The following is a 22,960-nucleotide window of genomic DNA, read 5'->3' as shown; positions in this document are numbered from 1 at the left end:
CCCCGCCACACCGTGCGCGGACAGGCGCTGCCGGTTTCGAAGCCCTGAGAAAAGCTTGGCATTCCCGGCTCGGGCGGACTGGCGCTCGCCGCCCGGAATCGTAAACTAGCTCCCGCGTCGCAATAAAACCGGCGCGGCGAGATTCTGTTCGAAAGGAGCGTCCGATGGCCTATCATTTCGATCGCGGCGGCCGACGCCATGTCTTCGCGGACCTCAAGACCCTGCTCGCCAAGGCGACGCCGGAGCGCTCGGGCGATACGCTGGCCGGCGTTGCGGCTGTCGACATGGAAGAGCGCGCGGCGGCCCAACTCACGCTGGCCGATGTTCCCCTGAAGACCTTTCTTCAGGAGGTCGTCGTTCCCTATGAAAGCGACGAGATCACCCGGCTGATCATCGACACGCACGATCTCGCCGCCTTCGCGCCCGTCTCGCACATGACGGTCGGCGAGTTCCGAAACTGGCTCCTGTCGGACGCGGCGGACGAGGCCGCGCTGACGAAGCTCGCCCCCGGCCTGACGCCCGAAATGGTGGCCGCCGTCTCGAAGATCTGCCGCAATCAGGACCTGATCCTGATCGCCCGCAAGTGCCGGGTGGTCACGAAATTCCGCAACACGATTGGCCTGCCCGGCCGACTTTCGACGCGCCTCCAGCCCAACCACCCGACCGACGATGCCGCCGGCATCGCCGCCTCCATTCTCGACGGGCTGATGTACGGCTCGGGCGATGCGACCATCGGTATCAACCCGGCGACCGACAGCGTGTCGGCGGTCACCACCCTGGTGCAGATGCTGGACGAGATCATCCAGCGCTATCGCATTCCGACGCAAAGCTGCGTGCTGACCCACGTCACGACCTCGATCGAGCTGATCGACCGGGGCGCGCCGGTCGATCTCGTGTTCCAGTCCATCGCCGGTACGGAAGCCGCCAACCGCTCCTTCGGCATCGGGCTCTCGACCCTGCGCGAGGGCTATGCGGCCGCCGCCAGCCTGAGGCGCGGCGCGATCGGCGACAACGCCATGTATTTCGAAACCGGGCAGGGCTCATGCCTGTCGGCCGGCGCGCATCACGGCGTGGACCAGCAGACGCTGGAAGCGCGGGCCTATGGCGTGGCGCGCGTCTTTCGCCCGCTTCTGGTCAACACCGTGGTCGGCTTCATCGGGCCGGAATATCTCTATGACGGCCGCCAGATCATCCGCGCGGGGCTGGAAGATCATTTCTGCGGCAAGCTGCTCGGCCTGCCGATGGGCTGCGACATCTGCTACACCAACCATGCCCAAGCCGACCAGAACGACATGGACACGCTGCTCACACTCTTGGGCGTTGCCGGCATCAGCTTCATCATGGGCATTCCGGGCTCGGACGACATCATGCTGAACTATCAGACGACCTCGTTCCACGATGCGCTCTATGCGCGAAAAGCGCTGGGCCTCGAGGCCGCGCCGGAGTTTCAGGCCTGGCTGGAAGAGGCCGGCATCGTGGAGCGCGGCGCGCCCTTCCGGCTCGGCGCCGATCTGCCGCCCGCCTTTGCGCGGGCGCTGAGCGTCGCGAAGGGGTGAGGTTTCCCATGTCGTCCGACGATCAGCCCGCCACCCCCGTCGTTCCCAACCCCTGGGCCGAGCTGCGCCGTCACACGGCGGCGCGCATCGCGCTCGGTCGCGCGGGCACGAGCCTGCCGACCGCGCCGCATCTCGAATTCCAGTTCGCCCATGCCAAGGCGCGCAACGCCGTGCAGCGCGAACTGGACGCGGAGGCCTTGGCGCGCGCCATCGCTGGCCTCGGCCAGGAGACGCTGCCGCTCGCCAGCCGCGCGGGCGACCGCGTGACCTATCTTCAGCGCCCCGATGCCGGGCGCAGCCTCGACGACGCCTCGCGCGAGATGCTGCTTGCCCATGCGAGAGGGGCCGAGCCGGTGGATGTCGCGCTGGTGGTGGGCGATGGGCTGTCGGCCCATGCGATCGAGGAGAACGCCGTCAGCCTTCTGGCCGAGCTTCTGCCCCTGCTCGCCCGCCATGGCCTGACCGTCGCACCCATTTCGATCGTGCGTCAGGCGCGCGTGGCGGTGGGCGACGAGATCGGCCATTTCCTTGGCGCGCGCATGGTGGTGGTGCTGATCGGCGAGCGGCCGGGCCTGTCCTCGCCCGACAGTATGGGCCTTTATCTGACGCTCGACCCCAGGCCGGGCCTCACCGACGAATCCCGCAACTGCATCTCGAACGTGCGCAGCGAAGGCATTCAGCCGCCGCGCGCGGCACAGAAGCTCGTCTATCTCATGCTGGAGGCCTTCCGCCGCAATCTTTCGGGCGTTCTCCTGAAGGACGAGGAAGACGCCCCCGCCAGCCTCGCCGCGCCCGGCGGCCGGAATTTTCTGACGGCGGGGGATTAGAAGCCGGCAAGGAACGGCGCACGGTCGGCCCGCCGACTCGTTCCGCCTATCGGCGTCGTTGCTGCTTGCGCTTGCATCGGCTCCGCTCCCAGAACGGGCTTGGCGCCTCATGGCGCCTGTGCCCGGTTCGCAGGCTTCCCGGTTGCCGCGCGCAGATCGCACCCTGCGACCAGCCGCCGCAACGGCCCGTCGGGCTAAGGTAGGCAATTGTTAACAATGTTCGTCATCGAACTGCGTCAACTTAGACGAGTTTAACGTCCGACTGCGATGCTCCTTTCATCCGATTTCCCAGATCGCTGGAAGGAGTTCCCCCATGCGATGGTCCGTGACCGCGAAGCTCCTGATCGCAGCCGGCATCAGCATTGCGCTGACCGTCGGCGCGACGATGACCTACCTCGCCCTGATTTCGAAAGAGCAGACCCAGGCGATGGTAGCCGCCTCCATTCGTTCGGAGGCGCGGGCCGTGGCCGGGTTGGTGACGGCACCCATCATGGAACTGGCCGGCGCGGCCCGGTCCATGGCCGGGGCGATCGGAGAGAGGCATGCGTTGGGCGACCGGGATCGCAAGGGGGTGATTCAAAGCCTCAAGCCCAATCTTATGGACAATCCGCTCACGGTTGGAAGTTGGTTCGGGGAAGACGCCAGCCGGCCCTTCGATGGGCAGAATCTCGCCAATGTGCCGGAGCTCGCCGGCGACTCTCAAGGCCACTTCAATCCGACCTGGACGCGCGCGCCGGACGGCACGATTGCCTTCGGATCCTTCGAGAATTCGTACCAAGAGGCGTTCTGGACCCTCACGGCCAAGAGCCGCAAGGGCGCGATGACCCCGCCCTATCTCGATACGTCGACGGCTGTGCATCAGTCCATGGTCAGCGTCACCTTCCCGGTCGTGTCGAACGGAACGTTCCTGGGCGTGTCGGGCATCGACATCGGCCTCGGCAGGATTTTGGAGTCTCTGGCAAGCCTGCGGCCCTTCGGCGGCCGGGTCACGCTCCTGTCGGGCGAGGGCAAGTGGATCGCCCACCCCGATGCGGCCCACCTGAACCAACCCTATACCAGCGCGGTCGGCAGAAAGGCCTTGGAAGACGCCCTTGCGACGGGACAACCACAGCAGGCGTCCGGCACCTTCACGACGCTGAGCGAGCCCGCCGAGCGCATCTTCCTGCCCTTCGATCTGCCGGGTCTCGATGCTCGCTGGATCGCGGTGGTGGATGTGCCCGCGACGGTGATTTCGGGCCCCGCGCGCGAACAGGCCAAGATGATGCTGCTCGGCGGCGGCGCTATTCTGGTGGCGACGCTGGCGCTTCTGGCTGTCATCGTCGATCGCGTCGTGCGCCGTCCGATCGCGCGTTCGGTGGAACTGGCCGAAGCCATCGGGGCGGGCGACGTGACGCAGCGCGCCGAGGTGCGCTCGCGCGACGAAGTGGGCGTGCTGCTTCGAAGCATGAATCAGACGGGCGAGCGTCTGACCTCCATTGTCGGCGGCGTTCTGAACTCCGCCCGGCAGGTCTCGTCCAATGCGGCGTTGACCTCCGAGGCCGCCGAGCGTCTGTCTTCGGGCGCGACCGAACAGGCTGCCGCCTCAGAGCAGGCCTCCGCCGCGGTGGAGGAAATGAGCGCCAATATCCGCCAGAACGCCGGAAACGCCGCCGAAACCAATGCCATCGCCCGCGCGGCCAGCGCCAGCACGGAGCGCACCGCCGAAGCCGTATCCCGCTCCGTCGAGACCATGCGCACCATCGCGGACAAGATTCGCGTGGTGCAGGACATCGCCCGCCAGACCGACCTTCTGGCGCTGAACGCCGCGATCGAGGCCGCGCGCGCCGGCTCGGCCGGCAAGGGTTTCGCGGTCGTGGCCTCCGAAGTGCGCAAGCTCGCCGAGCGCTCGCGCGTGGCCGCCGAGGAGATCGCCGGCTTGTCGGACGAGACGCTGAACGTCGCCGACGAGGCGGGCCGGATGCTGGATCGGCTCGTGCCCGACATCAAGCGCACCTCCGATCTGGTGGCCGAGATCGCCGCCGCCTGTCAGGAACAGTCGGTCGGCATCACGCAGATCAGCCAGGCTATCGTGCAACTCGATCAGGTGACACAGGCCAATGCCGGCGCGGCCGGCGAGATGGCGGCGACGGCCGAGCAATTGTCGGACGAGGGTCGGGTGCTGAACGAGCGGGTCGGCTTCTTCAAGCTTTCCGAGGCGCCGCGCGGGGCCGAGGATCCCGAGCCGGCCTCCGCCGTCGCCTCGGATGGCGTGGAGTTCCAGCCGGCCCCGCTGCGCAAGGCCGCCTGATCGGGTTCTGTCAGCGGCGTCTGACGCGCCGCCGCCAGCTGAGATTGGCGGCGGACACGGCGAAGACGGCGAGCAGCACCAGCGCGCTCGCCGGCACCAGAACCGCGAAGGGCGCGCGTTCGAGATAGGGCATCCCTTCGGCCAGAACGAGGCCCCATTCGGGCGCGGGGGGGCGGGCGCCCAGGCCCAGAAACCCGAGCGCGGCGAGCGCCAGCGCGATGCCGGGCAGGCGCAGCATGGCATGGCGCAGCGCCGGGCCGACCACCGCCGGCAGGACATAGCGCAGCGTGAGGCGCAGCGGGCCGACGCCGAGCAGCGGGGCCATGCGCACGTGCGGCTGGGCGCGCGACTGCCGCGACAGGGCGGCGACATGGGCTGCGAGCGGCGCCCAGGCGACCGCGAGCACGGCCAGCATCGCCCCGCTGGAGCTTGCACCCAGGATCGCGGCAACGAAAAGGCCGGAAATGACCGGCGGCGTCGCCTTGGTGATCTCGATCGGCCCGGCCATGAGGCGCGGGAAGCTGCCCGCCACCAGCGCGATCAGGAAGGCCAGAAGCGTGGTGACAAAGGCAAGGCCGATCGTCGTCGCCGCGCCGTGCGAGACGCGCGCCAGAAGATCGCGGCCCGTCCCGTCCGCGCCGAGCGGCAGGGCGAGACTGGGCGCTTCCAAGCGCAGATAGGCCGAGGTGAAGGGATCGCGCCCGAGCCCGGCCAGCACCAGCACCACCAGAAGCGACAGGGCGAGCCCCGGCACGACGAACCCGCCGCGCGGGGTCTCCGGCTCCTGCGCCACCGGAAGCGAGCCGCTGCGGATCGCAGGCCGCAGAAGCCATGCGCCGGCGAGCGTCGCCAGACTGCCGATCATGATCGCGAGGGTGAGAAGGATCAGGAGGCCCATACGCAGCGTCGGCAGATCCTGCGCCGAGGCCGCGCCGAGCGTCGCGCGCCCGAGGCCCGGAATGGAGAAGACCTTTTCGACGGCGACCGCGCCGCCTGTCAGTGCGATCAGCACCATGCCGACCTGCGGCAGAAGGCCAGGCAGCGTGCGCGCGATCACCGCCCCCGCGATGCGCGCGTTCGAGAAGCCCGCGACGCTCCAGGTCGTGACCCAGCGCTCGCTGAACGTCGTGGCGAGCCCATCGGCAAACAGGCGGCCGAGCAGGCCGCCGGCGGGCAGGCCGAGGGCGAGCGCGGGCAGAACCGCGTGGGTCCAGCTCGTCCAGCCATAGGGCGGAAAGACGCGTAGCCACACCGAAAACACCACGAGGAGCACGGTGGCGAGCACGAATTCCGGCAGCGCCGTCAGCGCGGCGGGCACGGCGCCCGAGCCGCGACGCGCCTCTCCCCGCAACCCCGCGCGCAGGACCGGCGCGCAGATCAGGCCGATCACCGGCAGAACCACGAGAAGCGCGGCGGCCATGAGTGTCAGCGACACGCCCGTCGCCTGCACCATGCCTGGCAGGACCGGCGCGCCCGATACCCACGAAACACCTGCATCCCCCTTCAGGAGACCGTCGGCCCAGACGAAAAGCGAGGTCCATGGCCCGTCCCCAAGCCCCAGCTGCGCGCGGATGGCGTTCAGTGCTTCAGTGGTCGCCTCCTGCTCGCCGGAGCGCGCGCGCAGAATGCTGAGCGCGGGATCGCGGCCCGAAAGCCAGGGCAGAAGGCCCGCCAGAACCAGAACCGCCAGCAGCGTGACCAGCCGCGACAGCGCCGGCAGCAAGGGCGCAAGGCGCGCGGCGGCGCTCCCGCCCCTTGCGCTGCTCTTCGCCGGGATGCGCGAGCGCTTCCCGGCGAGGTTGGGCGAGGCGTCCGGTGTCACTGACCCGCGCTCGCCAGGGTCGTGGCGGTGCGCACCAGCTCGCGCTCGCGCGGGTCGCGCGCGGCGGCGTTGACGCCATCAGCCTCGCCCTGCATCACCCGCTCGTGCAGCATGGGAACCGCCGCGCCCGTGGCCAGGATCGCCGCTTCGGCCGCGATTACGGCACGCTGGCGCTCGTCCCCGGCGGGCGCGGCTGCGGCGCGGCGGAGCGCTTCGTCCACGCCCTCGTCGCAGAGCTGCGCGATATTGAAGGAGCCCTTGCAGGAGAAATCCGACACCATGTAGCTGACCGGATCGCCGGAATCGAGAACGGTGGCGCGCGACAGGATGAAGGCGTCGAAACGCCCGGCCAACGCATCGGCTTCGATATGGGCGTATTGGCGCACATCCTGGCGCACGCGGAAGCCGGCGGCGGTCAGCTGCTGCTCCAGAAGCACGGCTACCTCCGGCAGTTCGGCCCGGTCGGTGAAGGTGCCGAGCACGATCTCGGCCCCATCGGCCTTGTCCTCGGGCGCGAGCGCGGCGGGCTCGCCGCGCAGCGCGGCGGCCCAGGGCAGGGCCGGGCCGAGAAGGCCCTTGGCCACGTCCGCCCGGCCCTCATAGACGGTGCGCACCAGCGCGGCGCGGTCGATCGCGGCGGCTGCGATGCGGCGCAGGCGCGCGTCGGCAAAGGGGCCGCGCCGGGTGTTGAGATAAAGCGTGTTGGTGCGCGGCATCGGCACTTCGTGGATCAGCTCGGGGTCGAGAAGCGCGGCCTGCGACACCGGGATCGCCTCCACCACGTCGGCCGTCCCGGTGCGCAGCGCCGCCGCGCGGGCCGTGCCGTCGGGCACATAATCGGCGTCGATGCCGGCAAGCCGGGCGCGCTCGCCCCAATAGGCGTCGAACCGGTCGAGCCGGGCGCTGGTCGTGCCGTTGATCTCCTTCAGGACGAAAGGCCCGGTGCCGGCTTCCATCGGGTTGACGCGCCCGTCCGCGCCATAGGCCCGCGCGGCGAAGATGGCGAGCTGCGGGCTCGACAGGCGGTTGGGCAGGAGCGGATCGCTGACGGCGCTGCGCACGAGGACCGCGCGCTCGCCATCCGTCTCGATCTCCAGCTGCACGCCATCGAGAATGCGCGGCTTGGGCACGGCCTTGGTGGCCGCCGTCAGCGAGGCGGCGACACGCTCGGCGGTGAGCGGCGTGCCGTCATGAAACAGCACGTTGTCGCGAATGTCGAAGCGCCAGGTCCTCTCGTCGACGCGTGTCCAGCCTGTGGAAAGCAGGGGCTGCGGGGTGCCGTCGGTATCGAGCCGCACCAGCGTCTCGGCCGCGCTCCAGCGCGACAGCTTGAAGGCGTCGTCGGTCAGAGGGTTCAGCCCCGAGCGCGGCGGCTGGAGCATGGCGAGGCGAAGGCGCTGTCCCGCTGTCGCTCCCTCCTGCGCCATCGCGCCGGACGGCAAAACAGCGGCGAGGGCGAGAAGGCCGGCGAGAATGGGGCGGGGCGAGAGACGGATGCGAGACATGGAGGGCGTCCTTGACGGTCAAGCGGCGCGCGGCCGGGGAGGGAAGAGGGGATCAGGGTTCGAAAAGAGCGAGGCGCTGTCCGGCGGCGTCACAGCCGCTCGCAGCACCAGGGCGCGGGGGAAAGGCCGGGCTGCGTCGCCCGCGCCGCCTCCACCAGGGCTCGCGTCGCGGGGTGGCGGGGCGCGGCGATCAGCTCGCGCGTCGGCCGGTCCTCCACGATGCGCCCCTCGCTCATCACCAGGATGCGCGAGCAGAGAAGCGCCACGGCGGCGAGATCGTGCGAGACGAGAAGCAGCGCGGTTCCCTCCGCTTCGGAGAGATGGCGCAGCACTTCGCCCACCTGTCGGCGGATCGGCAGGTCGAGCCCGCTCATCGGCTCGTCGGCGATCACGAGCTGCGGCCGGGGCGCGATGGCGCGCGCGATCGTCACACGCTGCGCCTGCCCGCCCGACAATTCGCCGCGTCGTCGATCGTGAAACTCCAGCCCGAGCCCCACAAGCGCAAGAGCCTCACATGCGCGCGCGGCCGGAGCGCGCTCGTCGCACAGGCGCAGGAGCGGCTCGCAGACCTGCCGAAGAACGCTCATGCGCGGGTCGAGCGAGGCGGCGGGGTCCTGCGGGATATATTGCACCGCGCGCCTGTACCAGCGCAGCGCGGCCGCGCTGCCGGGGTAAACCCGGCGCGACTGGCATTCGATCTCGCCCTCATCCAGCGCCTCGATCGCCAGGAGCGCGCGGAGCAGGCTCGTCTTGCCCGAACCGGAGCGCCCGACCAGCGCCACGCGCTCGCCCGGCGCGATGGAAAGATTCACGTCGGAGAGGACGCGCTGCCGTTCGGCCCGACGCCACAAACCGACCGGCGCGCCATAGCTCAGCGCCAGGGCGCGCGCGCTGAGGAGCGATCCGTCCGGGTTGAGCGGAGGCTGTGCCATCGGGCGTTACGCCGCCTCGAGTTCAGCCGGGGAGAAGGGGCGGGCCTCGGCCAGCGCGCAGGCGACCAGCTCGCGCGTGAAGGTGTGGCGCGGGGCCGCGAAGAGGTCGTCCATCGGCCGGTCCTCTACGATGCGCCCTTCGGCCAGAACCAGAACGCGCTCGCAGGCCATGCGCGCGGCCGACAGATCGTGCGTTACGAGCAGTAGCGCCGGCCCCTGGTCGCCCGTGCGCTCGCCGAGCAGGCGCAGAACCTTTGCTTGCGTGACGAGATCCAGCGCGGTGGTGGGTTCGTCGGCGACGATCAGGCCCGTGCGGCAGGCGAGCGCCAAGGCGATGCACACGCGCTGGCGCTGGCCGCCCGACAGATCCGCGGGGCTGGTTTCGAGAAAGGCGGGTGTGGCCGGCAGATCGACCGAGCGCAACAGCGCCAGCGCCGCGTCCCTGGCCGCCTCGCGCCCGAGCCCGCCGTGCCGGCGCAGCGGCTCCACCAGCTGCGCGCCGATCGACACCAGCGGATTGAGCGCCGATTGCGTGTCCTGCGAGACCAGGGCGACGCGTGCATCTTTGGGTCTTTGCGGCGCGCGCTGGCGCAGAACCTCGTGCCCGGCCACGCGCACCGAGCCCTCGCTGTGGAAGCCGGCCGGCAGAATGCCGGTGATGGCGGCGGCCGTCAGCGATTTGCCGGAGCCCGACGCGCCGAGCAGGCATACCCGCTCGCCCGCGCGAAGCGAAAAGCCGATCCCATCCAGAAGAACGCGCCCGCTCATGGCAACGCGCAAGCTTTCGATCTCCAGCATGGCCCACCGCACCGCACTCGTTTCCTGAGGGCGGTCCATAGCGCGATCGTTATAACATTACAAATCCTTCATGCTGATAGGAACGGGTTGGTTCTGAGCGTGCGGAGGAGCGCGCTTGCGCGAAGGGGCTTTCGGCGCGACCATCCGACGAGCCCTCAAGGCGCGGGCGGGAGGTTCGATTGGCGGTTCTCAGTCTCGATCATGTTCAACTGGCCATGCCCGTCGGCGAAGAAGAAAGAGCGGTCGCGTTCTACGCGGGCATCCTCGGCATTCCCGAAGTCCCCAAGCCGCGTCATCTTGCGGCAAGGGGCGGATGCTGGTTCGAGAGCGGCCATCTCAAAATCCACCTGGGCGTCGAGACGCCCTTTCGGCCGGCGGGCAAGGCTCATCCCGCTTTCATCGTGGATGATCTGGCCCCGCTGATCGCTCGATTGGAAGCCGGCGGCTATCCCTGCCTCGAAGACCAACCGCTCGATGGCTACCACCGATGTTATGTCCATGACCCGTTCGGAAACCGGATCGAGCTGATGCAAGAGTCCGAAGGTCCGGTGGCCGGCGCGTCTTAAACGGACGGGAGAACTGACGATGGACCGATATGCGGGCGGGTGTTTGTGCGGCGATCTCCGCTTCGTGGCGACGGGGCGACCCCATCGCGTCGGCCTGTGCCATTGCCTCGACTGCCGCAAGTTCCATGGCGCGCTGTTCCACGCCTCGGCCGTCTTCGATTAGGCAGCCGTCACGGTCACAGGCGAGGCGAAGGACTATCAGGGCCGATGCTTCTGCCCCCGTTGCGGATCGTCGGTCTTTTCGCGCAGCGGGGACGAGATCAATATTGATCTGGGAAGCCTCGATGCCCCGGATCAGCTTCGTCCGACCTACGAACTCTGGACCGTACGCCGCGAAGCCTGGCTTCCGGCGTTTCCGGTCAAGCATCAATATGAGCGGGACAGAACTGGGACCGACCGCAGGGAGGACTGAGCGCTTCGGGGCCGCCTCCGGCGATCTCGGTTGGAGGAGCAGCTTCAACCAGCCGACAGCCGCTTCTCGCCCATCTTGAACCAGGCTTTCACGATCTTGCCGTTCTCGATCTCGTAGAGGCAGACGACGTCCACCTCGCCGACGCCTTCGGGAAAGCTGCGCCGAACCGTTTCGTGATCGATCACGAGGTTGCCGACCGTCAGGCGGTGCAGTAGGCGTCCCTGCAAATCCGGCTCACGGAAGCGCTCCACGTGGCGTCGGCGGATCGCCTGCGCCCCGTCCGCCAGCAACGTGTCGGGAAAGGCATAGTAGCGGCAGTCCTCGGACCCACCACATCATGAAGGCGTCGATATCGCGCGCGTTATAGGCCTTGAGCTGCATCTGCACGGGATAGGCGGGGTCGAGGGTCTCGCTCATCGGACGCTCCATGGGTTCGCGAGAGGGAACGCCCGTCTGTGGCTGCGCAGCCGGCTTGGGTCAAGCATCGCCCATCCGGCCGCCCCCGCCCACCATCTCGACGCAATGGGCTGCTAATCGGTGCGAACGGGGCCGAACCGTGGCGGCTTTCTGGCGTGAGGCCTGAGCCAAACCGACGCGGCCGGGAACGCGCGGTGGGCAATGGTGCTTGCGGGGAGGGAACCGGATGGTTCGCTTCGCGCCGGAGGACGAGAGTTTGACATTGGGGAGTCTGATCATGGCGGCTTCACTGGGTCTGGCGACCCTTTCGGCGCTCGGGCCGACCTCGACGGGCTCCGACGGGTTTGTGCATGTTGCCGTCTATCGCGGGCCGGCCGGCTGCGAGGGCTGCTCCGAAGCGGCCCAGCGCGCCATCGAGGGCAGCGACGCGCGCTACCGTGTCGATCTCGTCGGCCCCGACGAGGCCATCGACATCTCGGCCGAGACGCTGGCGCGCTACGATCTCTATGTGCAGCCGGGCGGCGGGCAGGACATGGACGCGTCCTTTCACAGCTTCGGCGACGAGCGCGTGAACGCGATCCGCGATTTCGTGGCAGGGGGCGGCGGTTATCTCGGCCTTTGTATGGGCGCCTATCTCGCGGGCGGTTCGCATCTCGGCCTCGTGCCGCATGAAATGGACAGCGAAGTCGGCCGGCCGGGTTTCCCGATCCAGACGATCGAGGATGCCGCGATCGACCTCACCTGGGCAGGCCGCGCCAATACGATGTTCTTTCAGGACGGCGCTTATCTCCTTCGCTCCGACGACGACCCCGAGTTCCGCACCATCGCGACCTACGAGAACGGCGACATCGCTGCCGCGCGCTACGGGTTCGGCCGGGGGATCGTGGTTCTGAGCGGTCCGCACCCGGAGGCCGATGCCGGCTGGTTCGATGGCGCGCATCTGCCGCTCGATCGCATGCACCAGGGCCGGCCCATGGACGATCTCCTCGCCGCCTTCCGGCAGAACAGTCTTCAAGCCGCAGCCACCCGCTAGGCGGAGCGTGACACCGAGGCGAGACGGCAAACGCTGTCGAAGCCGGGGAAGCTCCGCCGGGATGGATCACCAAACGGATCGACGAACCGCAGCCAATGCGCCAGCCGCTTCTCGTCGCCGGACCTGAGCGCGGCGAGCCTGTGCGTCTTGACGGCGAGGTGGTCGGGGTCGAACCGGGTTTCGAGCGAGATTGCATGGCGCCCCATCGGATCGAGCGGGGAGGGGCCGCATCGGAGATCGCATCCGTGCAGTCCGATGGTGGCCTCATGCGTCGCGCCGTCGACGCGCATCTTCCCCAAGGCCGCGCCTTGAACGCCCATGGCCACGGGAGGTTCGAACAATCCGATGGGATGCGAAGGCCGCTTTCCCTCTTTCATCCTTTGCGCGGTTTGAGAACCGGGGACGGACCCATCGGGCGGAGGGCGGGCGAGGGATTGTGTCTGCCGGCAATAATGCTCGACGGGAACAAGCCCAGGTCGGTCGACCCGAACAGGTCCGTCCCCGGGTCCTGAGGACTTGCCTGGAAAGGGCGGTGTCGGCGTCGAAGCCTGCCATGGGGCGTGCTGCAGACCCTGGATACACCCATGAATCGATACGCCGGCCGCGACCGTTTCGGTCGGGCCGGCGCTGTGTCGAGGATGGCTCGCTCAGCCGTTCGGGGCGAAGCGGTAGAGACTGCGGTCGGTGCCGACCACCACGAGCCAGCGGGCGCTGGGGGCCGCGAGTTGGAGGCCCTTGCCCATCGCCTTGGTCCAGTTCCCGTTGTTGTCGTCCGTTGTCTTGCGCCAGATCTCTCGTGTTGTCGTGTTGACGACGCTGATGGAGCCATCGCCCGAGGCGGCGATGTCGGATATCGTGACGCCCACCTGGTTCCAGTTGCCGGTGCCGTCATACCGGTAGACCTTGCCGTCCGCGCCCATCGACCAGAAGCGGTTGGCGGCGATGGCGACGACCTTGGCGCTGGTGCCGTTGACGCGCGTCCAGCCGTCGTTGAAATCGTCGGCGTTCTTGCGCCAGATCTCGTTCTTGTCGTTGGTGATGACGACCGTGCCGTCCGACGCGGCCGAGATCGTGCGGCCCCAGCCGCCAACGCGGGTCCAGGCCGTGCCGGTCCAGCGATAGATCGCGCTGTCGGTGCCGATGCCGTAGATCCGGTTGGCGCCGCCCGCCGCGACCTCCTTCATGGCCTGTCCGTTCAGCGCCACCCAATTGTTGTCGCTCTGGTAGCGCCAGACGGTGCCGTCGCCCGAGTTGACCGTCAGCGTCGTGCCGTCGGCGGCCGAGGCGATCTTGGCGCCCTGCGTGCCGATCTGGGTCCACTGGGTCGGCGCGTTGGCCGTGACATCGCCCGAGGTCGCGCCGCCGCCGGTATTGCCGTTGGCGGTATTGCCGTTGCCGGCCGCCGTGCCTGTCGTCCAGGCTTGGTTGGCTTGTCCATTGCAGGTCCATTGGAAGACCTGCGCGCCGGACTGCATGGAGACGCCTGCAACATCCACGCATTTGCCGGTCTGCTTGGACATGAGCGTCAGGCCCTGGGCGGTCTGGGTCGGCTTCCAGATTTGGTTGTCCCCGCCCCAGCAACCCCATTGAACCAGCGCGGCGCCGTCGTCGGTCTTGAAATTATAGACGTCGAGGCACTTGTTGGTTTGACTGTTGACCAGGGTGTAGCCGCCATCGGCCTGCTTCCACGTCCATTTCTGGATCGCGCTGCCATTGCAGGTTTCCTGCAGAACCTGTGCACCTTCCGTATCGCCCCCGCCCTGAACGGAAAGGCAGAGATTGGAATGGGACGCGATCAGCGGTGTCGCGTTTCCGTCAGCGGGCATGGCCGCGCCGCCGGCATTGGTGCCGCCGGCATTGCCCGCGTTGCCGCCCGTGTCTGCGACGACGGGGCCGAGGCCGCCGGTCTCGCCGTTCTGGGCCGGCGGTGGCGTGTCGCCATTGTCGGCCGTGGGCGAGGGCAGGCGCATCATCTTGCCGATCGAAGGGACGCCTTGATCGTCCAGAGCGAACAGCATGTAGTAACCGGGCGTCGCCTCCAGCGCATTGCCGGTCAGCGTCAGCGCATAGCCGTCGCCCGACTTCGTGAAGGGCACCTCCAGAAAGCGCTGGTCGGTGTTGAAACTATGCGTGACCGCGCCGGTCTTGACCATGGTGAAACGCGCGATGGGCCGGTTGCCTGTGGCCGAAACCTGGATCGTCTGGCCGAGCCGCACCGTACCGGGCTCGCTCGAGATCACCGGGCGCACAGCCAGATTGCCGTCCGCGCCGAAGAGATAGGGCGGCGAATAGACCTCCACATTGTTGCCGGTGACCGGGCCCGGCGCACCGCCGCCGCCCACGAGAACGCGCCCGTCCGGCAGGAGAAGCGCTGTGGAATGATACAGGCGCGGAACCTTCATCGAGGCTCCCGTGCGCCATTGGCCGCTCTGCGGATTCCAGATTTCGGCGGCATAGGCCACGTTCTGGAGCGTGTTGTTGCCCTCCGCCCCGCCGGTGGCCAGGACCTCGCCCGTCGGCAGGACGGTGCCCGTCACCCAATGGCGGCCATAGGCCATCTGGCCGGTGTCCGAGACCTTGTAGGGGAAGGTCGAGAAGTCGATGATGCTGGCATTGCGCGAGCCGGCGGGGGCCGACTGGTCCTCGTTGAAGGTGATGCCGCCGCCGAACTGGAGAATCTTGTTGGGCGCGAACAGCACGGTCGAGGCGGTGCCGCCCCAGTTCGGCCCGTCGAAGGGTTGCACATCGCCGAACGAGCCGTTTCCGTCATAGCCGATCCGGTACATGATCTTGCCGGCCAGCACGAAAATCTTGTTGTTCGCGGTCGGGAAGACACGCGGATACCAGTAGCGGCGCTCGTGGTCGTCCGCCCCCTGCCGGGCCTGCGTGGTTCCGGTGAGCGCGCGCCAGCCCTGGCCGGGCGTGAACAGCTCGGCCGTCGTGCTGGCGTCGGCCGAGTTCGAATAGGGCTTCACGCCCCCGTTCACGATGATGCGCCCGTCCGGCAGCGTCGTGGTGGTGGCGTACCAGCGGGGATAGGCGACCCGCTGCAGGGCGGTCAGCGCGCGGGTCTTGTAGGAAAAGCTCGATGTCTTGAAGGTGTTGTCGTCGTCCGCATTGTTCGATCCGCCCACCATGAGCAGCTCGCCGCTCCAGGCCTCTATGACCTGACCGGTGCAGAAACTATCGACATTGATGCTGTTGGGCAGGGTCACATGCGCATCGTCCCCCAGGCCCAGCTTCGGGTCCCAGATGTCGATGTCGAGCCCGCCTTGGTTGTTCTGCGGGGTCGCGCCGAAGGTCACGACCTTGCCGTCCGGCGTCAGCGCGGAATGGATGGGAATGCGCGGCCAGGCGGACACGTCGCTCCAGCGCCCCTCCATATTGGGCGCGCCCGCCAGAACCGGAGAGGGGCAACCCAGCGCCAGCGCGACGGCCGCCGTCGCAAGCAGGGCCTCGCGGCGCCAGCGGATGTTGGGAGCGGCAGGGAGGAAAGAGCGTGCCATGGAAGCCACCATTCATCGGGTGAAAACGGGAAAGAGCGTCGAGAGGGCGGTCGGGCTCAGCCGCCGGGAGCGCGAGCGGGCGCGGCGGCCATATGCGCGGCCATGCGGCGCGCGACCTCGTGAAAGTCCATCTCATAGGGGAAGCGCTCGACCTCCCGGCCATCCGGGCCGAGGAGAAGCACCGAACTCGTATGATCCACCGAATAGTTCGCGCCCTGATGCACGTTGCGCACGGCCACGATCCGGTGCCGGAAGGCGAAGCGATCCACCGAGGTCTCGTCGCCGCTGACGGTCACGAAGCCGTGGCCCAGCGGCTGAACATAGCGCGCCATGCCTTCGGCCGTGTCGCGCGCCGGATCGAGCGTGATGAAGACAGGCGTGATCTCGGCGCGGCTCGCCTCCGGCAGAAGATCGAGCGCGGCCGTCATCTCGAACAGCGATGTCGGGCAGATGTCCGGGCAGTTGGTGTAGCCGAAATAAACGAGATGCCAGCCGCCACCGAGCGCGGCCTCATCGAAGGCACGCCCGGTCTGGTCCACGAGGCCGGCGGCTGCGGCGGGCAACGCCGCCCAAAGCCCGAGCACGGCGAGGAGCGGTGCCAGCGCGCGCGCGAGGGTTCGTAGCGTCCTGCAACAGGGCTTCATGATCGGCCAAAGCCTCCAACTGGAATTCCGGCCCAGCTAACGTAGCGGAAGCTAAAAAAGGCTTGAGATCGGCCCGCCATGACGGACTGGCGCGAGCGAGGCTGAATCAAGTGTGTGCGAACTCGCAAAAAGGCGCTCGGATGCCTTTGGCGCCCGTCCCCGCGCAGACGATGCGCAAAGCCCGGCGCGGGCCGCGAGGACCTGCGCCGGGCTGATCCGAAACGATCGTCGTCGGTTATGTGCGGGCGGCGCGGGCCAGTTCGCGGGTTACGTCCTGCTGGTCGAGGAAGGCTCCGACATCGGCCTCGCGCATGGGCTTGGAATAGAAGTAGCCCTGGATCAGCGAGCAGCCGATCCCTTGCAGGATGTCGAGCTGTTCGCGCGTTTCGACGCCTTCCACCACGCAGGCCAGCGCCAGATCGCGCGACAGGGCGCTGACGGAGCTGACGATCTTGCGGCTGGCCTCGTTGCTTTCGAGATCGCGCACGAAACTGCCATCCACCTTGATCTTGTCGAGCGGCAGCTTCTGGATCTGGCTGAGCGAGGAATAGCCGGTGCCGAAATCATCCAGAGAGATGCGCGCGCCCGTGTTCTTGAGGAGGTGGAGGTTGGCGAGCGCCTGATCAAGATTCATCATGATGGCGGTTTCCGTCACCTCGAACTCGACGCGGCGGGGCGAGATGCCGCTGCGCATCAGGATCGCGATGAGGTTCAGGACCTTTTCGGGCGCCACGATGTCGTGGCCCGACAGGTTGAAGGAGATGCCGACCTCTTCCGGCCATTGCTTGGCGGCCCGAAGCGCCTTTTCCAGAAGCACCGGGGTGAGCGTCGAGATGAAGCCAGACTGCTCGGCCACCACGATGAACTGGCCGGGCGAGACGAAACCGAGCGTCGGGCTCTGCCAGCGCGCCAGGCATTCGAGAAGCATCGTCCGGTCCTGGTGGGAATCCACGATCGGCTGGAAGGTCAGGAAGAATTCCGCCGCCAGATCGGCCGAGCGCAGCGAGCGCTCGATCAGTGCCGTCTGGCGCACGCTGCGCTCGTGCTCCTCGTCGAACACCACGGTCTTCAGGCGGCCCGTGCGCTTGGCGTGGAACAGGGCGTAGTCGGCCCGGTCGTAGAGATCCTCGGCATTGTCGGCATTGCGCGGGCAGCTGGCAAAGCCGATCGAGCCGCCGAGCAGGAGGCGCAACTCGCCCACCTGAATGGGGGAATGAACGCTGGCGATGAGGTCGTCGCCGATCTGGAGGAGATGCTCCGGCGCGTCCTCCCCCACGATGATGAAGGCGAATTCGTCGCCGCCGAGCCGATACACATGGCCGCGACTGCCCAGCGTCGTGCGAACGCGCGCCGCCATGGCATGAAGGAGCCGGTCGCCCACGACATGCCCGTTGCTGTCGTTGACGGCCTTGAACCCGTCGAGATCAAGAATGCCGAAGGCCAGCGGCCGGCCAGTCCTGGCGGAGGTTTCCAGCGCCTTTTCCAGATCGTGGAAACAGCTGCGCCGGTTGCCGATGTCGGTCAACGCATCGGTGTTGGCGAGCGCGAAGTTCTTTTCGCTGAGGGCCTGGATTTCCTCGGCCTTGGCTTCCAGCGTCAGGCGCGAGGACACGAGGCTGCTGAAGTCGCTGAAATAGGCACGGGCGACGAGCGCCAGACCGGCGAAGCCGAAGGTGAGGACGGCCGCGATCGCCAGAGCCCCCTGCCGGGAGCCGATGGTGGAGCCCAGATACATGAGGCCGAGGGCGCAGAAGGCGCCGGAGACCAACGAGGCTCCCCGAAGCTGAAGCAGACCGAACAGGATGAACACCATCTGGCCGGCCATGCAGAGCATGAGCACCACCAGTGTTTCCGTATTGCCCCATTGGGAGATATAGGCTTCCCAGCCGACGATCACCGCTATCCAGGCCCCGATCTCCCACCCGAGAAATCGCAAGGCCTTGGTGCAGTCCTCGTCCGACGGGATGATGTTGCGCTTGCGATACCACCTGACGGCCCAGATCAGGGCCTTGGGAACGAGAACGCCCGGCAGGATGAAGCAGGCCCACCATGGCGCGGATGGGGCGTGGACCAGGGCTACGGCCAGCATGTCGCCGACCAGGGCGACATAGAGCGCGGGCCAGATCCGCGCCAGCGTATGGAACCGCGCCTGCTCGACGGAGCCTGCTCCCTTGAAATGATCGCCACTCAAGAATGCCTCCCTTCGGTCTCCGACCGCAACCGGCCTTGGCGACCCGTTCGCCCGAACACCTCGCCTCTTCCGCGACGGATCGTCGATCGGCAGAACAGGAGAAACCGGACAGACTCGATGACGCGGAGCGTCGATCGTCCGCCTCTATGGTTATGTGGCGGAGCGTATCGTCCGTTCGTAAAGAACATTCTAACAACGAAAATTATAAAGGGAAAAAGGGAGGTAAATTAGGAATGTATAATTATCTTATTTAAGATGATGTCGTAGCATTTCTTGATCTTTATATAGAAATTTCCAACGGATTCGCGAAATTTTCGTTTGTCTACGGTATCGATCCTTCTGGTCGCGCGCTGGGTGGCATCGTCGATCTCTCGACCCGGCGGCTGAATCAGTCCTTGAGTCAGCGCACGGGCGATGCCGCTTCGATGGCCGTCGCGAAGGCGCTGGAATGGGGTACCGAGGACGATGCGCGCACGGCGATCCACGCCTGTGCCAAGTCAATCTTCCCCCGACTTTCGCCCCGTTGGCCGCCGTCGGCACCATCCGTGAGAAGGCCGGTCTGGACTATCCCCTTCGGCATCCGGGCCAGACCAATCTCCGGCCCCGTTACAGCATCGAGGTGGCTTCGACTGGCTGCGACCCGGTACCAGAGGGTACATTATAAGGCATTCGTATCGTCTTTGAGATTGGCGCAAGCTCCGGTTGTTAGCTCTGAGAGAACCGGGAGTCCCGGCACCTGTCGAGTGCAACTGGCGATCTTGATGATGAAAGCAGCTGATTGGCCGAACTCTGGGCCCCGCCTTGCCGGCGCTCGGTCTCGCCTGAGAGCTTTCCGGTCCGGCATCGCGGGCAAGCCGATAGGGGGCGGGCTGCTTGCACTTGCGCTTCTGTCGGGCTGCGCCGCGCGCGGCGAGATCGATCGCTTTTCCACCGTGCGGGACGTGGCGCCGCGCGAGGCCTTCGTCTTGCCGGCGGCTGGCGGCCCCTCCATCGTCGGCGTGCTGGAGCAGCGATTCAGCAACGGTGTGGAGCAGGAGATCGTCCTGTCGGGCGGAGGTGGCGCGGCCGGGCAGAGCCGGATGCGCGTCCAGTTCATCGGCCCGGTGGACGCCTCGACCTCCGGGCGCACGGCGCTCTCGGAACGCTCGCTGGCGCGGGCCGACATCGCGGGCGAATTGCGGCAGGAGTTTCCCGGCGTCGCGATGCGCCGCTCCGCGCTCTACGTTCAGAACCGCTACGGGCCGTTCGGCTATGCCACGGGCCAGGTCGGCGGCACGACCTGCCTCTATGCCTGGCAGCGGCTGAGCGGCACGGACCATGCGACGCTGATCCTGCGCCCGCGCGGCATCATCAACCTGCGCCTGCGCCAATGCGAGGCGGGGGCGAGCGAGGCGCAGCTTCTGGCGACGCTCTACGGGCTCGGGGTCAACGCCTTCCTCAATCATTTCTCCTGGATGCCCTATGGCGATCCGCCCTCGCCCTCGCCGACGCTGGGACAGGGCGGCGCGCCTGTTTATCCCGAGCCGCTCCTGCCTGCGAGCGCCAGCGTGGCATCGGCCGCGCCCGTGAGCGAACCCGCCCCGCCCCCTCGCGCGCGCCGCGCCGCGCCCCCGGGCGGCCGTGCGGTCCGTGCCGAGACTTCAGCCCGCGCCGCCCGCCGCACTTGAGCCCTTGCCGCAGCCCGTCGGCCCCCCGGTGCCCCCGCCTCCGGGCGTTACCTCGCTCGACGCTGCAGGGGTCAGCGCCGCCCTCGTTCCCGCGCCCCCCGGCACCGCGTCACCCGCCGCCACGCCGGCGCGTCCCGTGGTGGCTCCGCCGGCGATCTGCGCCGACGGTCGCCTGATGGGAGCGAGCGGCTGCTGACCCGCGGGTGCGACGATTGCGCGCAATGCGGGTAAGGCGGATATAACCCTGAATTTCATTCACACTTCATTAACGCCGCGCGCGATGTTCTGGTGACGGGCGGAGAGGGGACGTTTCGCCTCGGGCGTCTCTCCTTCGATGAAGCGTAAGATGACCGGGGGTTGCGGGCCTGCCTGGGGTCCGCTCCAGAGCATTTCCAGCGAAAGCCGGGTCGGCTTTCGCGTCCGGACAATGCGAGACGCCAAAATCCTAGAGCCCATCCCTCGAACCGGTGTTCGAGGGATGGGCTCCAGATCGGGAGAGTGCATGTTGCGAGTGGGAATGACGCTTCTGTGGATCCTGGCCTCGATCCTGGCGATCGCGGTGATCACGCTGCCCGTCAGCCTTCAGGCGCAGCTCTTCGCGGTGCTCTTCGTGCTCGGCGTCATGGTGATCCTGAAGACGCTGGATCTGGGCGGCGTCTGGCGTCTTGTGGCGCTCGCGCTCGGAACCTCGATCGTCCTGCGCTACGTCTATTGGCGCACGACCTCGACCCTGCCGCCGGTCAACCAGCTCGAAAACTTCATTCCGGGTTTTCTCCTGTATCTTGCCGAGATGTACAGCGTCTTCATGCTGGCGCTCAGCCTCTTCGTGGTGGCCGCGCCCGTGCCGCCGCGCCCCTCGCGCTCGCTCACGCCGGGCCGCAAGCCGCCGAGCGTGGACGTCTTCGTGCCGACCTACAACGAGCCGACCAAGCTGCTCGCCAATACGCTCGCCTCCGCGCTCGCCATGAACTACCCCGCCGACCGCTTCACAGTCTGGCTGCTGGACGATGGCGGCACGGACCAGAAGCGCCAGTCCGACGATATGGTCTCGGCGGAGGCCGCCGAGCGCCGCCATGCCGAGTTGAACGCGCTCTGCGAGGCGCTGGGCGCGCGCTATCTCACGCGCGCGCGCAACACCTCCGCCAAGGCTGGCAATCTCAATCACGGGATGACCCAGTCCACCGGCGAGCTGATCGCGGTGTTCGACGCCGACCACGCGCCCGCGCGTGATTTCCTGGCCGAAACGGTCGGCTATTTCGAGGACGATCCGCGCCTGTTCCTGGTGCAGACGCCGCATTTCTTTCTCAATCCCGACCCGCTGGAGCGCAATCTGCGCACCTTCGACAAGATGCCCTCCGAGAACGAGATGTTCTACGGCATCATCCAGCGCGGGCTCGACAAGTGGAACGCCGCCTTCTTCTGCGGCTCGGCCGCGCTTCTGCATCGCGAGGCGCTGGTGGAAACGAGCGGCTTCTCGGGCATCTCCATCACCGAGGATTGCGAGACGGCGGTCGAGCTGCATTCGCGCGGCTGGAACAGTCTCTATCTCGACAAGCCGCTGATCGCGGGCCTGCAACCGGCGACCTTCGCCTCCTTCATCGGCCAGCGCTCGCGATGGGCGCAGGGCATGATGCAGATTTTGTTGTTGCGCGCCCCGCTCTTCAAGCGCGGGCTCTCGTTTCCGCAGCGCCTTTGCTACACGTCCTCGACGCTGTTCTGGCTGTTTCCCTTTCCGCGCCTGATGTTCCTCGTCGCACCGCTCTTCTATCTCTTCTTCGGGCTGCAGATCTTCACGGCGTCGTCCGGCGAGTTCGTCGCCTATACGCTGACCTACATGGCCGTGAACTTGATGATGCAGAATTCCATGTATGGCTCGTTCCGCTGGCCGTGGATTTCCGAGCTCTACGAATATGTGCAGAGCGTCCATCTCCTGCCCGCCGTCGTCTCCACCATGCTGCATCCACGCAAGCCGACCTTCAACGTGACCGCCAAGGACGAGTCGATCGCGGAAAGCCGCGTGTCGGAAATCGGCCTGCCCTTCTATGTGATCTTCGCCGTCCTGCTTCTGGGGCTGGCGGCGACCGTCTGGCGCGTGATCGACGAGCCCTACCGCGCCGATCTGACCATGGTGGTCGGCGCGTGGAATGTCCTGAACCTCGTGATCGCGGGCTGCACGCTCGGCGTCGTGTCGGAACTTGGCACGCCGACCGCCAACCGACGCATCGCGGTGAAGCGGCGCTGCGACATCCAGATCGAGGGAACCCTCTTGGCCGGCACGATCGAGGATGTTTCGGTCTCGGGTGTCTCGGTGCGTGTCATGGGCGCGCTGCCGCCTGAGGTCGAGCGCGGCACCAGCGCGACGCTGCGGGTGCGCACCGAGCTGGAAAGCGGACGCGACACGATTCCGCTCGTGTTCAAGCGCATCCAGCGCGGTGAGGGCAGCACGGTGCTCGGCTGTGCCTTTGCCGCCGACAGCGCGCATCACAACCGGCTGATCGCGGATCTGATCTTTGCCGATTCCGGGCAATGGCAGCAGCTTCAGCGCGCCCGTCGGCGCAATCCCGGCATTCTGCGGGGCTCGCTCTGGTTCTTCGGCGTGTGCGTCTACCAGACGTTCCGAGGGCTGGGCTATCTCCTGCGCGGTATCGGCAGCAAGCCAGCCGCGAAAGCCAAGCCGGCGGAGGCGCGCGGATGAAACGCACCGCCGCATCCGCCCTCGCGCTTCTGGCCGCCGCCATCGCTTGGCCGGGCTCCGCCGCCGCGCAGCCTGCGCCCTTCGACATGAGCGGCGAGAGAC

The 22,960-nt window shown here is 67.5% G+C and carries 17 protein-coding genes and 1 pseudogene; 8 read left to right on the top strand and 10 right to left on the bottom strand.

Features of this window, described 5'->3' with window-relative positions:
* Positions 1–164 precede the first annotated feature (164 nt).
* The 3 genes from AUL36_RS05020 (at position 165) to AUL36_RS05010 (ending at position 4,670) form a co-directional block, all read left to right on the top strand.
* Entirely contained in the window at positions 165–1,556 is a 1,392-nt protein-coding gene (locus tag AUL36_RS05020; protein ID WP_062218632.1) for an ethanolamine ammonia-lyase subunit EutB, read from the top strand.
* Between the two features lie 8 nt (positions 1,557–1,564).
* Complete coding sequence (gene eutC / locus AUL36_RS05015; protein WP_062218631.1) at positions 1,565–2,383, top strand: ethanolamine ammonia-lyase subunit EutC; 819 nt, start codon at positions 1,565–1,567, stop codon at positions 2,381–2,383.
* A 313-nt stretch (positions 2,384–2,696) separates the two neighbouring features.
* A complete protein-coding gene (locus AUL36_RS05010) occupies positions 2,697–4,670 on the top strand; it encodes a methyl-accepting chemotaxis protein (protein ID WP_062218630.1) in 1,974 nt (657 codons plus the stop codon).
* 10 nt (positions 4,671–4,680) lie between these two features.
* Here AUL36_RS05010 and AUL36_RS05005 read toward each other — a convergent pair whose 3' ends face one another.
* The 4 genes from AUL36_RS05005 to AUL36_RS04990 all read right to left on the bottom strand — a co-directional run bounded on the left by AUL36_RS05005 (position 4,681) and on the right by AUL36_RS04990 (position 9,766).
* The gene (locus AUL36_RS05005; RefSeq protein ID WP_244497036.1) at positions 4,681–6,492 is read right to left on the bottom strand and encodes an ABC transporter permease subunit; all 1,812 of its coding nucleotides are present in this window, start codon (positions 6,490–6,492) and stop codon (positions 4,681–4,683) included.
* The gene (locus AUL36_RS05000) at positions 6,489–7,997 is read right to left on the bottom strand and encodes an ABC transporter substrate-binding protein (RefSeq protein ID WP_062218628.1); all 1,509 of its coding nucleotides are present in this window, start codon (positions 7,995–7,997) and stop codon (positions 6,489–6,491) included. The genes AUL36_RS05005 and AUL36_RS05000 overlap by 4 nt, the downstream gene beginning before the upstream one ends.
* A gap of 89 nt (positions 7,998–8,086) precedes the next feature.
* Entirely contained in the window at positions 8,087–8,929 is an 843-nt protein-coding gene (locus AUL36_RS04995; protein ID WP_062218626.1) for an ABC transporter ATP-binding protein, read from the bottom strand.
* Between the two features lie 6 nt (positions 8,930–8,935).
* Positions 8,936–9,766 carry an ATP-binding cassette domain-containing protein gene (locus AUL36_RS04990; protein ID WP_244497035.1) on the bottom strand — a complete coding sequence of 277 codons (831 nt, stop codon included), beginning with the start codon at positions 9,764–9,766 and terminating at the stop codon, positions 8,936–8,938.
* Between the two features lie 140 nt (positions 9,767–9,906).
* Here AUL36_RS04990 and AUL36_RS04985 point away from each other — a divergent pair, with 140 nt between their 5' ends.
* Together AUL36_RS04985 and AUL36_RS04980 are read left to right on the top strand one after the other, a co-directional pair.
* Complete coding sequence (locus AUL36_RS04985) at positions 9,907–10,293, top strand: VOC family protein (protein ID WP_062218622.1); 387 nt, start codon at positions 9,907–9,909, stop codon at positions 10,291–10,293.
* A 19-nt stretch (positions 10,294–10,312) separates the two neighbouring features.
* Positions 10,313–10,705: pseudogene (locus tag AUL36_RS04980) on the top strand (GFA family protein).
* Positions 10,706–10,749: 44 nt separating this feature from the next.
* Here AUL36_RS04980 and AUL36_RS04975 read toward each other — a convergent pair.
* Both AUL36_RS04975 and AUL36_RS24530 read right to left on the bottom strand, forming a co-directional pair.
* Positions 10,750–10,995, bottom strand: coding sequence for a nuclear transport factor 2 family protein (locus AUL36_RS04975; RefSeq protein WP_244497034.1), 246 nt, complete (start codon positions 10,993–10,995; stop codon positions 10,750–10,752).
* Complete coding sequence (locus AUL36_RS24530) at positions 10,940–11,122, bottom strand: hypothetical protein (protein ID WP_244497033.1); 183 nt, start codon at positions 11,120–11,122, stop codon at positions 10,940–10,942. The genes AUL36_RS04975 and AUL36_RS24530 overlap by 56 nt, the downstream gene beginning before the upstream one ends.
* Positions 11,123–11,399: 277 nt before the next feature.
* On the opposite strand from AUL36_RS24530, the gene AUL36_RS04970 reads away from it, so the two are divergent.
* Positions 11,400–12,155: a BPL-N domain-containing protein gene (locus AUL36_RS04970; protein ID WP_202814739.1), complete on the top strand. Its 756-nt coding sequence runs from the start codon at positions 11,400–11,402 to the stop codon at positions 12,153–12,155.
* Here AUL36_RS04970 and AUL36_RS04965 read toward each other — a convergent pair.
* From AUL36_RS04965 to AUL36_RS04950, 4 genes are all read right to left on the bottom strand, one after another.
* The gene (locus tag AUL36_RS04965) at positions 12,152–12,445 is read right to left on the bottom strand and encodes a hypothetical protein (protein ID WP_156418262.1); all 294 of its coding nucleotides are present in this window, start codon (positions 12,443–12,445) and stop codon (positions 12,152–12,154) included. The genes AUL36_RS04970 and AUL36_RS04965 overlap by 4 nt on opposite strands.
* Before the next feature lie 357 nt (positions 12,446–12,802).
* Entirely contained in the window at positions 12,803–15,661 is a 2,859-nt protein-coding gene (locus AUL36_RS04960; protein WP_192843782.1) for an RICIN domain-containing protein, read from the bottom strand.
* A 56-nt stretch (positions 15,662–15,717) separates the two neighbouring features.
* A complete protein-coding gene (locus tag AUL36_RS04955; protein WP_062218614.1) occupies positions 15,718–16,305 on the bottom strand; it encodes an SCO family protein in 588 nt (195 codons plus the stop codon).
* A gap of 235 nt (positions 16,306–16,540) precedes the next feature.
* Positions 16,541–18,496: a putative bifunctional diguanylate cyclase/phosphodiesterase gene (locus AUL36_RS04950; protein WP_062218612.1), complete on the bottom strand. Its 1,956-nt coding sequence runs from the start codon at positions 18,494–18,496 to the stop codon at positions 16,541–16,543.
* A gap of 761 nt (positions 18,497–19,257) precedes the next feature.
* On the opposite strand from AUL36_RS04950, the gene bcsN reads away from it, so the two are divergent.
* Together bcsN and bcsA are read left to right on the top strand one after the other, a co-directional pair.
* Positions 19,258–20,163 carry a cellulose biosynthesis protein BcsN gene (gene bcsN, locus AUL36_RS04940; RefSeq protein ID WP_192843781.1) on the top strand — a complete coding sequence of 302 codons (906 nt, stop codon included), beginning with the start codon at positions 19,258–19,260 and terminating at the stop codon, positions 20,161–20,163.
* A 517-nt stretch (positions 20,164–20,680) separates the two neighbouring features.
* A complete protein-coding gene (bcsA, locus tag AUL36_RS04935; RefSeq protein ID WP_156418260.1) occupies positions 20,681–22,858 on the top strand; it encodes a UDP-forming cellulose synthase catalytic subunit in 2,178 nt (725 codons plus the stop codon).
* Positions 22,859–22,960 lie beyond the last annotated feature (102 nt).

Origin of the sequence: Aureimonas sp. D3, from assembly GCF_001463805.1 — a bacterium.
Taxonomy (GTDB): Bacteria; Pseudomonadota; Alphaproteobacteria; order Rhizobiales; family Rhizobiaceae; genus Aureimonas; species Aureimonas ureilytica_A.
The sequence above is the reverse complement of the archived record's forward strand: the minus strand, read 5'-3'. Positions and strand labels throughout refer to the sequence as shown.

Bases quoted from the DNA above. Each gene is read 5' to 3' on its own strand.
- AUL36_RS05020 (WP_062218632.1), top strand. From the start codon at position 165: ATGGCCTATCATTTCGATCGCGGCGGCCGACGCCATGTCTTCGCGGAC.
- eutC (WP_062218631.1), top strand. From the start codon at position 1,565: ATGTCGTCCGACGATCAGCCCGCCACCCCCGTCGTTCCCAACCCCTGG.
- AUL36_RS05010 (WP_062218630.1), top strand. From the start codon at position 2,697: ATGCGATGGTCCGTGACCGCGAAGCTCCTGATCGCAGCCGGCATCAGC.
- AUL36_RS05000 (WP_062218628.1), bottom strand. From the start codon at position 7,997: ATGTCTCGCATCCGTCTCTCGCCCCGCCCCATTCTCGCCGGCCTTCTC.
- AUL36_RS04995 (WP_062218626.1), bottom strand. From the start codon at position 8,929: ATGGCACAGCCTCCGCTCAACCCGGACGGATCGCTCCTCAGCGCGCGC.
- AUL36_RS04990 (WP_244497035.1), bottom strand. From the start codon at position 9,766: ATGGACCGCCCTCAGGAAACGAGTGCGGTGCGGTGGGCCATGCTGGAG.
- AUL36_RS24530 (WP_244497033.1), bottom strand. From the start codon at position 11,122: ATGAGCGAGACCCTCGACCCCGCCTATCCCGTGCAGATGCAGCTCAAG.
- AUL36_RS04970 (WP_202814739.1), top strand. From the start codon at position 11,400: ATGGCGGCTTCACTGGGTCTGGCGACCCTTTCGGCGCTCGGGCCGACC.
- AUL36_RS04965 (WP_156418262.1), bottom strand. From the start codon at position 12,445: ATGCGCGTCGACGGCGCGACGCATGAGGCCACCATCGGACTGCACGGA.
- AUL36_RS04960 (WP_192843782.1), bottom strand. From the start codon at position 15,661: ATGGCACGCTCTTTCCTCCCTGCCGCTCCCAACATCCGCTGGCGCCGC.
- AUL36_RS04955 (WP_062218614.1), bottom strand. From the start codon at position 16,305: ATGAAGCCCTGTTGCAGGACGCTACGAACCCTCGCGCGCGCGCTGGCA.
- bcsN (WP_192843781.1), top strand. From the start codon at position 19,258: ATGATGAAAGCAGCTGATTGGCCGAACTCTGGGCCCCGCCTTGCCGGC.
- bcsA (WP_156418260.1), top strand. From the start codon at position 20,681: ATGACGCTTCTGTGGATCCTGGCCTCGATCCTGGCGATCGCGGTGATC.